A 12,193-nucleotide genomic window follows, 5' to 3' on the forward strand; every position below is an offset into this window, starting at 1 on the left:
ATCAAGGAGCGAACAAGTGGCTGAGATTCATCTGGACCCCGACGTGTTATCGGGTTTGCAGGAAGTGATGGAAGGTGAATATCCAAGGTTGCTGGATACCTTCCTCGACGATTCGCAAAAGCGCGTCGAAGCGCTGCGCAAGGCCCGGGATGACGCCAAGGCGCTCGGGCGCATCGCCCACAGCTTCAAGGGCAGCAGCGGCAACCTGGGCGCGGTGCGGTTGGCGCAGTTGTGCCAGCGGTTGGAGGCGGAGTCGGCGCAAGCGCCTGGCGCTGATCTGGGTGAGCTGGTGGATCAGATCGATCATGAGTTCGCGCTGGTGCGGCCGCTGTACGAATCGGAGCGCCAGCGTTTCCAATTCTGACCGCGCATCGGTGCTCTTCTGTGGGAGCTGGCTTGCCTGCGATAGCATCACCTCAGTATTGCTGGTACACCGAGGTGTCTGCATCGCAGGCAAGCCAGCTCCCACAGAAAAGCCAGCTCCTACATTTCTAGCCGCGCTCGGCAACCTGGCCCGACTCTTGCTCTATCTCCCGATACTGCATCCCCGACCCCATGCAGTGGAGACCTTTATCTATGCCAGTCGCCCCGAATTCACTTCTCCAGGCTACCCCGGCGGCCAAGCCGCAAGCGCCCGCTGCCAACCCCCCGGGAGCGGCCGTGGAGCCACGTGACAAGGGCGCCGGCTTCGCCCAGGTGTTCGCCAGCCAGGGGTCAAAACCGGTGGTAAAGGCCGACGACGCGCCGTCAAAAACCACACGCGACAAGCCTGCTGACGCTAGCGCCAAGCCAGCGGACAACAGTGACAAGCCTGCCGCCAGCAAGCCAGCGGTTGCCGATAGCGGCAATCCTTTGCCTGCCAAGCCGCCCACCAAGTCCGACGACAGCACCAGCACGGATGACGACAAACCTGTCGACCCGGCCCTGGCGCAGCAGCCCCCGGTTGATCCGGTAGTCGACCCGGCCTTGGTCGCGGCGGTTACGCCGGCGGTTGCGGTGCCGGTGCAAGCTCCGGCGGTTGCTGATGACAGCAAGCCTGCCCCCGTGGTCGCCGCGCCGCTGGCAGTGACCGATGAGGTCAAGCCACCCGCCTTCGACCCCGAGGCAGATCCCCTGGATTCCATGCCGGCCGTGCGCCTGGCGATGGAGCAGGGCGGCCACGTCTCCGCCAGCAGCCAGGCGCCGCAGAAACCTGCGCCGAACCTTGATCAACCCACCGCTGCGCAGAACTTCACGGCTGGCCTGGCCAATATGGTCGACCAGCAAGCCGCCAAGGACAGCACTGACCAGGGCGGCGACAAGGCCTTCGGCAGCCTGATCGAAGACGGTCTCAAGGACTTGAAGGGCGCCAGCAGCGACACCCGTGTCGACGACTTCGCCAACCGCCTGGCTGCATTGACCCAGGCCGCCACGCCAAAAACCGCGAATGCCTTGCCGCCGGTGACCAACGCGCCGCTGGCCATGCATCAGAGCGGCTGGACCGAAGAAGTGGTCAACCGCGTGATGTACCTGTCCAGCGCCAACCTCAAGTCCGCAGAGATCCAGTTGCAACCAGCGGAATTGGGGCGCCTGGATATCAAAGTCAATATGACGGCGGACCAGCAAGCCCAGGTCAGCTTCATGAGCGGCCATGCCGTGGTGCGTGAGGCACTGGAAAGCCAGTCCGGGCGCCTGCGTGAGATGTTTGCCCAGCAGGGCATGGGGCAGGTGGACGTGAACGTGTCGGACCAGTCCCGTGGCCAGGAGCAGCAACAGCAGCAGGGCCAGGCGCGTGGGGTGAGTGGTGTCGGTGGGCGGGGTGGCGATAGCGATAGCGGCGCCCATGCTGAAGTGGCTGAGGCGGTTGCGCCGGTGACGTCAACGGTGATCGGCTCCAGCGCCGTCGACTACTACGCCTGATCCCAGCAGGAACGCGGTCCATGTGGGAGCTGGCTTGCCTGCGATAGCGGTCTATCAGTCACAGATGTATCAACTGATAGATAGCTATCGCAGGCAAGCCAGCTCCCACAGTTGATTTGTGGTGTGGCTGCTTCCTCGCATTACCAGACAACTCTGGCATAACACTTGCTCTTGCCTTTCCGTAGATCTATGAATCCCCGAATAGTGACGGATTATTGGCATGGCGAAGAGCGACGACGCAGCAAAAGCACCCGCAGGCAAAGGCAAGCTCAAGCTTATCCTGATGATTGTCGTGGGCCTGATCCTGGCGATCGGCGCTTCCGTGGGTGGCACCTGGTACATCATGCACAGCAGTGCAAGCAAACCGGCACCCGCTGCCGAAACCGCCAGTAACGTCAAGCAACCGGCAATCTTCGAGCCGATGCTGCCGGCCTTTGTCGCCAACTTCAATCAGAACGGCCGTCAGCGCTACCTGCAAGTCAGCATGACCTTGCTGGCGCGCAACCAGGCGGACCTGGATGCCCTCAAAGTGCATATGCCGGTGATCCGCAACAACCTGGTGATGCTGTTCTCCGCACAAAGCTTCGACGCCCTGGCCACCCCGGTCGGCCAGGAAATGCTGCGCCAGAAAGTTACGGCCAGCGTGCAGGAAGTGTCCCAGAAAGAGCTCGGCAAAGTCGCAATCGAGCAAGTGCTCTTTACCAATTACGTACTGCAGTAGGATCACGACATGGCCGTGCAAGACCTGCTGTCCCAGGATGAAATCGACGCGCTGCTCCACGGTGTCGACGATGGTCTGGTGCAGACCGAAATGGCTGCCGAACCCGGCAGCGTCAAAAGTTACGACCTGACCAGCCAGGACCGCATCGTCCGTGGGCGCATGCCGACCCTGGAGATGATCAACGAACGTTTCGCCCGCTACACGCGGATCAGCATGTTCAACATGCTGCGCCGCTCGGCGGACGTGGCGGTGGGCGGCGTGCAGGTGATGAAGTTCGGTGAATACGTGCACTCGCTGTACGTGCCCACCAGCCTCAATCTGGTCAAGATCAAACCGTTGCGCGGCACCGCGCTGTTCATCCTCGACGCCAAGCTGGTCTTCAAGCTGGTGGACAACTTCTTCGGCGGCGACGGCCGTCACGCCAAGATCGAAGGCCGTGAATTCACCCCCACCGAGCTGCGCGTAGTGCGCATGGTGCTGGAGCAGGCCTTCATCGACTTGAAGGAAGCCTGGCAGGCGATCATGGAAGTCAATTTCGAGTACATCAACTCGGAAGTGAACCCGGCCATGGCCAACATCGTCGGCCCCAGCGAAGCCATTGTGGTCTCCACCTTCCACATCGAACTCGATGGCGGTGGCGGCGACCTGCACGTGACCATGCCGTACTCGATGATCGAGCCGGTACGCGAAATGCTCGACGCCGGTTTCCAGTCCGACCTCGACGACCAGGACGAACGCTGGGTGAAAGCCCTGCGCGAAGACTTGCTGGATGTAGACGTGCCGCTGAGCGCCACCGTGGCCCGCCGGCAACTGCGCCTGCGCGACATTCTGCACATGCAGCCGGGCGACGTGATCCCCGTGGAATTGCCGGAAGAAATGATCATGCGCGCCAACGGCGTGCCGTCGTTCAAGGTCAAGCTCGGTTCCCACAAGGGCAACCTGGCGTTGCAAGTGATCGAACCGATCAACCGCCGCTGATCAACTTTAATTTTTGCTGCGCCGAGGACATGTAATGGCTACCGAACACGAAAACACTTCCGCCGAAGACCAGGCCCTGGCTGACGAATGGGCGGCTGCCCTGGAAGAGACCGGCGATGTTGGCCAGGACGACATCGACGCGCTGCTGGCCGCCGACGCCGCCACCGCGCCGGCCGGCAACCGCCTGCCGATGGAAGAATTCGGCAGCGTGCCGAAGAACAACGACCCGGTGACCCTCGACGGGCCGAACCTGGATGTGATCCTCGACATCCCGGTATCGATCTCCATGGAAGTGGGCAGCACCGAAATCAATATCCGCAACCTGCTGCAACTCAACCAGGGTTCGGTGATCGAGCTCGATCGCCTGGCCGGTGAGCCATTGGACGTGCTGGTCAACGGCACCCTGATTGCCCACGGTGAAGTGGTGGTGGTCAACGAAAAGTTCGGCATCCGCCTGACCGACGTGATCAGCCCGAGTGAACGCATCAAGAAGCTGCGCTGATATGAACCGCTTGATGGTGGGACTGTTACTCGCGCTGCCATTGGGCGCCATGGCCGCCGAGCCGATTGCCCAGGCCGCCACGGCGGCACCGGTCGGCAGCGGCCTCGGCGGCCAGTTGACGCAATTGGTGCTGGGCCTGCTGTTGGTGGTGGGCCTGATTTTCGTGCTGGCGTGGCTGATGCGCCGGGTGCAGAACGTCGGCCCCGGCAATGGCCAGGTCATCGAGCTGATCGGCTCGCGCGCCCTTGGCCCGCGTGATCGGCTGGTGCTGGTGCAAGTCGGCGAGGAACAGATCCTGCTGGGCCTCACCCCCGGCCGCATCACCCCGCTGCATGTGCTCAAGACGCCCGTGAACGTGGATCAGACCGAGTCCGCCACGCCAGAATTCGCCCAGCGCCTGATGGAGTTGCTGGGCAAGGATCAGAAGGATAAGAAGTAATGCGCGTTTTATTGACGCTCATGCTGTTGCTGGCGGCGCCATTGGCGTTTGCCGCCGACCCGTTGTCGATCCCGGCGATTACCCTGGGCACCAACGCGGCGGGTGCGCAGGAGTATTCGGTCAGCCTGCAGATCCTGCTGATCATGACGGCGCTGAGTTTTATCCCGGCGTTTGTCATGCTGATGACCAGCTTTACGCGGATCATCATTGTGTTCTCGATTCTGCGCCAGGCCCTGGGCTTGCAGCAGACGCCGTCGAACCAGATCCTCACCGGCATGGCCTTGTTCCTGACGCTGTTCATCATGGCGCCGGTGTTCGACAAGGTGAACCAGCAAGCCTTGCAACCTTACCTGGCGGAAACCATCACGGCCCAGGTCGCCATCGACAAAGCCCAGGGGCCGATCAAGGATTTCATGCTGTCGCAGACCCGCTCCAGCGACCTTGAGCTGTTCATGCGCCTGTCCAAGCGCACCGACATCGCCACTCCTGACCAGGCGCCGCTGACCATCCTCGTACCGGCGTTTGTCACCTCGGAATTGAAGACGGCGTTCCAGATCGGCTTCATGATCTTTATCCCGTTCCTCATCATCGACCTGGTGGTGGCGAGCGTGCTGATGGCCATGGGTATGATGATGCTGTCGCCGCTGATCATCTCGTTGCCGTTCAAGATTATGCTGTTTGTGCTGGTGGACGGTTGGGCGCTGATTATCGGCACCCTGGCCGGCAGTTTCGGCGGGGTATAGCGCAATGACTCCAGAAGTAGCCGTCGACCTGTTCCGTGAAGCGCTGTGGCTGACCACCATGATGGTCGCCGTGCTGGTGGTGCCGAGCCTGTTGGTGGGCCTGCTGGTGGCGATGTTCCAGGCCGCGACGCAGATCAACGAACAGACCTTGAGCTTCCTGCCGCGCCTGCTGGTGATGCTGATCACCCTGATCGTCGCCGGCCCGTGGCTGGTGCAGACGTTCATGGAATACATCCTGCAGTTGTACGGCAGTATTCCGCAGTTGATCGGCTGACCGGATGCAGTCCGTACTGGCCTTGACCGACACCCAGATCAGCACCTGGGTGGCGTCCTTCATCCTGCCGATGTTCCGGGTCATGGCGGTGCTGATGACCATGCCGGTGTTTGGCACGACCCTGGTGCCCAAGCGCATCCGCCTGTATTTCGCGTTTGCCATCACCGTAGTGATCGTGCCCGGGCTGCCGCCAATGCCGCCGGTGAATGCGCTGGATCTTAGTGCGTTGTTGCTGATTGCCGAGCAGATCCTGATTGGCGCAATCCTCGGCTTTTCGCTGACGCTGTTCTTCCAGGCCTTTGTGATTGCCGGGCAAATCATTTCGATCCAGATGGGCATGGGCTTTGCGTCCATGGTCGACCCTACCAACGGCGTGTCGGTGGCGGTGATCGGGCAGTTCCTGACCATGCTGGTGACCTTGCTGTTCCTGGCCATGAACGGCCACCTGGTGGCGTTCGAAGTGATGACCGAGAGTTTCACCACCTTGCCCGTGGGCTCGGGCCTGATAGTCAATCATTTCTGGGAACTGGTCGGGCGCCTCAGTTGGGTGCTGGGCGCATCGCTGTTGCTGGTGTTGCCGGCGATCACGGCGTTGCTGGTGGTCAACATCGCGTTTGGCGTGATGACCCGGGCGGCGCCGCAATTGAACATCTTCTCCATCGGTTTCCCGTTGACCCTGGTGTTGGGCATGGGGATTTTCTGGATCGGCATGGCCGACATTCTCAATCAGTATCAACCGCTGGCGTCTGACGCCTTGCAGTTCTTACGTGATCTGGCACGGGCGCGCTGAGCCATGGCCGAGAGCGAGAGTGGTCAGGACAAAACAGAAGACCCCACGGAGAAACGCAAAAAGGACTCCAGGGAAAAGGGCGAGATCGCCCGCTCCAAAGAGCTGAATACCGTTGCGACCATGATGGCCGGTGCGGGTGCCTTGCTGATCTACGGCGGTGGCCTGGCGCTGGACCTGATGGAGTTGATGAAACACAACTTCACCTTGCCCCGCGAGGTGTTGCTCAGCCCCGGCGCCATGGGCGAATACCTGTTGCACTCGGGCAAGATCGCCATCCTCGCGGTGCAGCCGGTGTTGATCACCTTGCTGCTGGCCGCGCTGATCGGCCCGGTCGCCCTCGGCGGCTGGTTGTTTGCCGCCGGTAGCATGGCGCCCAAGTTCAGCCGCATGAACCCTGGCGCCGGGCTCAAGCGCATGTTCTCCGCCAAGGCGTTGGTGGAGCTGCTCAAGGCCTTGGCCAAGTTCATCGTGATTCTGTTTGTGGCGCTGATGGTGTTGTCGTCCGACATCGACGACCTGCTGCGCATCGCCCATGAACCGCTGGAGTCGGCGATCATCCACAGCGTGCAGGTGGTGGGCTGGAGCGCGCTGTGGATGGCCGCCGGGCTGATCATCATTGCCGCCGTGGATGCGCCGATCCAGTTGTGGGAAAGCCACAAGAAACTGCTGATGACCAAGCAGGAAGTGCGCGACGAGCACAAGGACCAAGAGGGCCGCCCCGAGGTCAAGCAACGCATTCGCCAACTGCAGCGGGATATGTCCCAGCGCAAGATGATGGCCTCGGTGCCCGACGCCGACGTGATCATCACCAACCCGACGCACTACGCCGTGGCGCTCAAGTACGACCCGGAGAAGGGCGGCGCGCCTATGTTGCTGGCCAAGGGCAGCGACTTTACGGCGTTGAAGATCCGCGAAATCGCCGTGGCCAATGACATCCTGCTGCTGGAGTCGCCGGCGTTGGCGCGGTCGATCTTCTACTCCACCGACCTCGACCAGGAAATCCCCGCCGGGCTGTACCTGGCGGTGGCGCAGGTGCTGGCGTACGTCTATCAGATCCGCCAATACCGCGCGGGCAAGGGCAAGCGGCCGGATCCGTTGAAGGATCTGCCGATTCCGCCTGAGTTGCGCCGCGATTCTTGACGGTGGTGTATTGATTGGGGGAAGGGGGGCAAGCACGGGGAGCCTTGTAAGGCGACAAGCGCGTAGTAAGCGATTGCATTGAAAAAGCCCTGTCACCGGTAGGTGGCAGGGCTCTTTCACTGTCAGGTAACGCTAAATAGAAATGACAGAGAGGGTAGAGGGAGAGGAGTTTATGACATACATATATGCACCATCTGGTGAAGCTAAAACATATGACGGGCGATGGAAGCCTGTCAAAGTGTGTTTTAGTTGCAGTGACTGACCGGTAGTATCAAGAATGGTGACGGTGTTGAGGTCATAGTCAGTTACGCAGGCTATTTCTTGGCTTGGGTGGCATGCGATGTCGTAGCACTCATTAAATCCAGGGAAAAGCCCAGTGATGGTGTTGGAAGTTAAGTTGTAAATTGCAATGTCAGTAAGGCACGTGAAGTAGGCTAGCGAACGTTGTTGGTGGAATCCGATGTTTCGGGATTGTGATGGCAGGAGGGGCGTGTTGGGTAATAATGTGTCATTAATAAGGTCTATTCTCTTGTCAAAATTCGATGTGTATGTAATTCCGTAGGCTACGCTTTTGCCGCGATCGGTTGTAAGAGACAGAATCTCGTTGCTGTAAAGTTCAAACTGTTTTCTTATTGAGCCGCTGGGTAGGTTGAATATCAAGAGTTCAGTGGACCAAGCAGGCGATTTTAAGAATTTCCTTGTGACATAAAGTTTTGTATTGGTCGCGTTGGTTGTACAGGCGCCAATATTTCCACTCCAGCTTGGAAGAGATATAGTTGTTCGGGCGAAGCTGGCAGTGTTGTAGGTGTGTATATAAGCGGTCGCTGTGTTTGCAGTCTGTGTTACATACAGGTTTGCTCCATCTGCGCTGAGGGTCATGCCTTTAGGGGAGGAAACAACGAGTGATCGGATAATAGCGAAACTTGAGGTGTCAATTACCGAGATTCCTGCTGTTCCCATTATGTATAGCGTCCGGCTGTCAGGGGAAATTTCCATTCTGCCGCCCCCCATCGGTAGTGATATCTCCCTAATAACACTTGGGTGACGCTCGAAGCTGAAAGTTACTGGCTTAAGTGCCTTGGCCGTCGATTTATTGCCAGATCCATCCATGGATACGCGGGCTTTGATTTTAAGTTTGTCGTCACTGGACAGATGTTGCAGATAACTGGCGGGAATCAAGTTTGTGGTGCGCCTGGCCGTGAATTCATTGGCGCTTACTTTGATGCCTGCGCGCAGTTCATGGTTTGTGGCGCTCTCCAAATCAATAAAAACCTCCTGGGTTCTGGCAAAATATGGCCAGGCATTTATTTCAACGTCGTTGCCTTCGTTTTTGATAATTACATTGCCTGGCGCCTGCGGGATATTGACCAAGTCCAGCTCATCCTGAGTAAACTCCCCGACACTCAATTCCAAATCCTCCGACTTGGTAGTTTTTCCCACCTCGATCACGTTGTAATACACCGTGCACTGTTCGCCAAGGTACGCCGGGACAAAACTGTTTGGTGCATTAAAACTGACATAGTTGGTCCCGGGTTCGGGGCGTGCGGATTTTGCCGGTATGTCGGGCATGCCGATGCCAGACTTGCCCGTAATGAATACCTTGATATCGGCAGACGCTGGGAACTTGTCGGAAACCACCCGGATGGTCACAATCGGAGGGGTCAATACATGTCGAGGATTGAGCATGGCTTGGTTGTGGCCTGTCACTGTGGCTTCCAGTACCAGTGGCACCGGATAATTCAGTTTGGCACCCACACCCATGCGCACCTCATGGGAAAAGCGTGTTGGTGCATTTTCCCGTTCCCGTGCGTAGTAAATGCGCATCGCTGTATTGGCAATCACGTTGGCGCGCGGCAACGTAAACGGCAGCGTACGGCCCTCCCAAAAATCCGTTACCGGTAAGGGCGGTACTATTGGCGTGCCGCCCGGTGCATTGCCCAGAGCGTAGAGCTTGACAGTATCCCCGTCCTTGATGTCTCCATCTGGCAGAACGCGTACGTTGGCATTGCCCAGTGAAACGGCAGGATCGAATTGATAGAGCGGCTTAGGCGCCTCCAACACGAGCGGTTCTGCCAGGGAGGCTTCCGGTTGCCCGACGTTGTACAGCGTGCTCTGGGACGGACGCAGCCCATGCTCGTTTTCGACCAGGCAATAGATCTCCAGCGTGCCACCTTCGAGTTTGGCGATGTCGCCATTGGGGCCGTTGGTGATGAAAAAAGGCACGTCTCCATCTCCGGCAATATTGTCATATTCACGGTAGAAGGGGTCTCCATTGGCATAGGTGCCGACGAGGATAAGTGTCACCAGGTCGTAGTAATTCTGGCCGACGTACCCCGGGAATACCACGTTGAAAAACAGCTCCTGAGGGTTGAGAACCTTGTCGATGGCCTCGCTAAAGTACGGCGGCTGCAAGCCTACAGGCAGTTCTGTGCCGATCACGTCGATTATATTGCTGCGCGAGTTGCGATCCGGCACACTGCTGCGGATTCGTTTGTAGCGCAGTTGAAAGCGCCCGCCGATCAACGCTTTGACATCTGCATTGGGCACCGCAACGGTGATGTAAAACGCTGTGGCGGAGGTCAGGGGAGGGGAGTCGTAGGTCGTGACAAGGGGTTCGCCACCGGCTGTACGGCCATTGACGATGACCCTGATGATGTCGCCTGGCTGATAGCCGTTGCCGTTGATGAAAATGAACGCATGTGCGTCGCCATTCAAAGTGTCATGGTTCAGGACGTTGTCCGGCGCTTCCTGGATAAAAGCGATTGGCAGCAGGGGTTCGGAACCGTCGTCCAATTGCACGTCAATGATTTGCGCGGGTGACCAACCATCGGAATGGTTGCCCGCTTCATCGACCACCTCGTATTCACACACATGGGAGCCGCTGCCGATGGCTGTCCATACGCTTGTATTGACCATGATGACGATATCTGCGGTGCCAGCCGCTTCTCCTTCCGTGACCCTGTGCTCAACAATCTTGCCACCGATGCTCAGGCGAATTCGGTCACGGACCTTACGGTAGGTGGTGGCAGGCTGCGAAGTGTTGACGGGGTAGTATTTGATCGTGAAGGGTACGGGCGTAACGATGTCGCCCTGGCCTACGCCAAAATCGATGAGATGTTGGGGGAGTATTGGCTTGTGCAGGTTTTCATTCTGCAAGGTACTGGCGACTGGATTAATGCCGGCGGGACGTGCCGTGTCAATTATCAGGTTCAGCCGCTGAGTCTCTGCAGTACCACCTCCCGCCCGGGTGACTTCTATGAACACTGGGTTGGCAGGTCCATCAACGAGTCGGTTGGGTGGTACATACATCGGAAGTAGGCGGTCGTTGTCGATGTCGTCTTGAGAAACGGTGTAAGTGGCGACGGGGTTGACAGTGTCCTTGAAAAACAATTTCAGCACGTCGAATTCAGCCCTGTCCAGATAAGGCAGCAACAGCAGCAGCAGGCCTTTCTCCTTGTGGACCTCTACGGCTGCCTTATTGATTGCGCCATCGAAGCCGACGTAGGGCGTCCTGATGTTTGGGATGTAGAGCGGTAAATCGGCGAAAGGGACCGAGTTGAAGTCGTCGGGCGTTCTGGGTCGGTTTCCTTTTTGTCGTGGGACCATAAAGCGGGGATTCAAGGTCACGGGTACGGCGGTTTCGGGGGCGAGTGCGTTGGTCTGCAGTGATTTGGGCGCTAGGTGCTCATTGCTGTTTTTCATGATCGAAGACCTTTGCCGATAGTAAGAGATACGATCTCTACGCCCTTGGTATAGATAGGGCGGTAGCTGCAAAGAGATGTAACGCCCGGTTGGTCTGGCGACTAGCTGTGAGAAATGACAGCGCCGACGAGCGGCGCGGGTAAGGGCAAACGAGCGGAACCGTTGAAGGATCTGCCGATTCCGCCTTAGTTGCGCCGCGATTCCTGAGCACTTCAGTGCCTGTAAGGGCCTCATCGCAGGCAAGCCAGCTCTCACATTAATCTCTGTTCGACCTGACAACGCACCCACCTGTGGGGGCGGGCTTGCCCGCGATGAGGCCCTAAAGCCATCCTCATACCATTCGTCGAAAACCCTTGTCGACCTGTCAATGTTGACAGTAGTCAACTGGCCCTTCTCGCGGTTCCATGGCGCTAGACACGCCGTGCAGGAAGCAGAGAGATAAGAATGAAGTGGGTCACAGGAACGGTCAGATCTTACAACCACGAGACGGGCGAGGGCGTGATCGCAATGGATGGCGGGGGCGAGCAGGTGCAGGTGGACCTCATCAGCTCGGACGGGATTCTGCTCTACGAAGGTCTGCGGGTGCGGTTTACGAGGATCCACCGGCCCCACGGCGTATTCGCGGCCTACATCACACTTATCTCGGGTTGTTAAATGAGAAGTCGGGAGAACGGCAATGGCAACAGGCACGGTGAAGTGGTTTAACGCGGAGAAGGGGTTTGGGTTTATCACCGAGGACGGTGGCAAGGATGTGTTTGTCCACTATTCGGAAATCCAGACCGAGGGTTTCAAGTCGCTCGAAGAGCATCAAAAAGTCGAGTTCGACATTGGAACTGGGCCGAAAGGCCCTCAGGCCAGTAACGTGCGTATTCTGGGTAAGTAGGGTCGCCAAGGCTGAGCTGATCCTCTCTGTGCATGGCGTTTCACCGCGATCTGCCCACTGAAACAAAAGTTGGAAGGCTTCTTGCAATACCGCCTCCAAGACGCAGCCTGGCGTCAAAACTT

At 58.5% G+C, this 12,193-nt stretch carries 13 protein-coding genes; 12 read left to right on the top strand and 1 reads right to left on the bottom strand.

Annotated features, from left to right (window positions below; all coding sequences use genetic code 11):
• The first annotated feature begins 16 nt into the window (after positions 1-16).
• The 10 genes from ACU688_RS03325 (at position 17) to flhB (ending at position 7,486) form a co-directional block, all read left to right on the top strand.
• Positions 17-364, top strand: coding sequence for an Hpt domain-containing protein (locus ACU688_RS03325; protein WP_448183630.1), 348 nt, complete (start codon positions 17-19; stop codon positions 362-364).
• A gap of 212 nt (positions 365-576) precedes the next feature.
• Complete coding sequence (locus ACU688_RS03330) at positions 577-1,899, top strand: flagellar hook-length control protein FliK (protein ID WP_448183631.1); 1,323 nt, start codon at positions 577-579, stop codon at positions 1,897-1,899.
• Positions 1,900-2,119: 220 nt separating this feature from the next.
• Positions 2,120-2,620 (top strand): flagellar basal body-associated protein FliL, encoded by a 501-nt coding sequence (fliL, locus tag ACU688_RS03335; protein WP_017735216.1) that lies wholly within the window; start codon positions 2,120-2,122, stop codon positions 2,618-2,620.
• Between the two features lie 9 nt (positions 2,621-2,629).
• Complete coding sequence (gene fliM, locus ACU688_RS03340; protein ID WP_017735217.1) at positions 2,630-3,598, top strand: flagellar motor switch protein FliM; 969 nt, start codon at positions 2,630-2,632, stop codon at positions 3,596-3,598.
• A 34-nt stretch (positions 3,599-3,632) separates the two neighbouring features.
• A complete protein-coding gene (fliN, locus tag ACU688_RS03345; RefSeq protein ID WP_033900765.1) occupies positions 3,633-4,100 on the top strand; it encodes a flagellar motor switch protein FliN in 468 nt (155 codons plus the stop codon).
• Position 4,101: 1 nt separating this feature from the next.
• Positions 4,102-4,539, top strand: coding sequence for a flagellar biosynthetic protein FliO (fliO, locus tag ACU688_RS03350; protein ID WP_448183632.1), 438 nt, complete (start codon positions 4,102-4,104; stop codon positions 4,537-4,539).
• Positions 4,539-5,282, top strand: a complete 744-nt coding sequence (fliP, locus tag ACU688_RS03355; RefSeq protein WP_017735219.1) for a flagellar type III secretion system pore protein FliP — start codon at positions 4,539-4,541, stop codon at positions 5,280-5,282. Before fliO ends, fliP begins: the two co-directional genes overlap by 1 nt.
• A gap of 4 nt (positions 5,283-5,286) precedes the next feature.
• Entirely contained in the window at positions 5,287-5,556 is a 270-nt protein-coding gene (fliQ, locus tag ACU688_RS03360; protein ID WP_003214552.1) for a flagellar biosynthesis protein FliQ, read from the top strand.
• 4 nt (positions 5,557-5,560) lie between these two features.
• Complete coding sequence (gene fliR / locus ACU688_RS03365; protein ID WP_448183633.1) at positions 5,561-6,346, top strand: flagellar biosynthetic protein FliR; 786 nt, start codon at positions 5,561-5,563, stop codon at positions 6,344-6,346.
• 3 nt (positions 6,347-6,349) lie between these two features.
• On the top strand, positions 6,350-7,486 hold the full coding sequence (flhB, locus tag ACU688_RS03370; RefSeq protein WP_448183634.1) for a flagellar biosynthesis protein FlhB: 1,137 nt from the start codon (positions 6,350-6,352) through the stop codon (positions 7,484-7,486).
• 132 nt (positions 7,487-7,618) lie between these two features.
• Here flhB and ACU688_RS03375 read toward each other — a convergent pair whose 3' ends face one another.
• Positions 7,619-11,188 carry a YncE family protein gene (locus ACU688_RS03375; protein WP_448183635.1) on the bottom strand — a complete coding sequence of 1,190 codons (3,570 nt, stop codon included), beginning with the start codon at positions 11,186-11,188 and terminating at the stop codon, positions 7,619-7,621.
• A gap of 444 nt (positions 11,189-11,632) precedes the next feature.
• Between ACU688_RS03375 and ACU688_RS03380 the strand changes: the two genes are divergently transcribed.
• Together ACU688_RS03380 and ACU688_RS03385 are read left to right on the top strand one after the other, a co-directional pair.
• Positions 11,633-11,842: a S1 domain-containing protein gene (locus ACU688_RS03380; protein WP_448183636.1), complete on the top strand. Its 210-nt coding sequence runs from the start codon at positions 11,633-11,635 to the stop codon at positions 11,840-11,842.
• A gap of 22 nt (positions 11,843-11,864) precedes the next feature.
• Positions 11,865-12,071: a cold-shock protein gene (locus tag ACU688_RS03385; RefSeq protein ID WP_448183637.1), complete on the top strand. Its 207-nt coding sequence runs from the start codon at positions 11,865-11,867 to the stop codon at positions 12,069-12,071.
• The last annotated feature ends 122 nt before the right edge of the window (positions 12,072-12,193 follow it).

It is taken from the genome of Pseudomonas acericola (SeqCode), from assembly GCF_053456465.1.

Bases quoted from the DNA above. Each gene is read 5' to 3' on its own strand.
- ACU688_RS03375 (WP_448183635.1), bottom strand. From the start codon at position 11,188: ATGAAAAACAGCAATGAGCACCTAGCGCCCAAATCACTGCAGACCAAC.
- fliR (WP_448183633.1), top strand. From the start codon at position 5,561: ATGCAGTCCGTACTGGCCTTGACCGACACCCAGATCAGCACCTGGGTG.
- fliN (WP_033900765.1), top strand. From the start codon at position 3,633: ATGGCTACCGAACACGAAAACACTTCCGCCGAAGACCAGGCCCTGGCT.
- fliL (WP_017735216.1), top strand. From the start codon at position 2,120: ATGGCGAAGAGCGACGACGCAGCAAAAGCACCCGCAGGCAAAGGCAAG.
- fliO (WP_448183632.1), top strand. From the start codon at position 4,102: ATGAACCGCTTGATGGTGGGACTGTTACTCGCGCTGCCATTGGGCGCC.
- ACU688_RS03330 (WP_448183631.1), top strand. From the start codon at position 577: ATGCCAGTCGCCCCGAATTCACTTCTCCAGGCTACCCCGGCGGCCAAG.
- fliP (WP_017735219.1), top strand. From the start codon at position 4,539: ATGCGCGTTTTATTGACGCTCATGCTGTTGCTGGCGGCGCCATTGGCG.
- fliQ (WP_003214552.1), top strand. From the start codon at position 5,287: ATGACTCCAGAAGTAGCCGTCGACCTGTTCCGTGAAGCGCTGTGGCTG.
- ACU688_RS03385 (WP_448183637.1), top strand. From the start codon at position 11,865: ATGGCAACAGGCACGGTGAAGTGGTTTAACGCGGAGAAGGGGTTTGGG.
- flhB (WP_448183634.1), top strand. From the start codon at position 6,350: ATGGCCGAGAGCGAGAGTGGTCAGGACAAAACAGAAGACCCCACGGAG.
- fliM (WP_017735217.1), top strand. From the start codon at position 2,630: ATGGCCGTGCAAGACCTGCTGTCCCAGGATGAAATCGACGCGCTGCTC.
- ACU688_RS03380 (WP_448183636.1), top strand. From the start codon at position 11,633: ATGAAGTGGGTCACAGGAACGGTCAGATCTTACAACCACGAGACGGGC.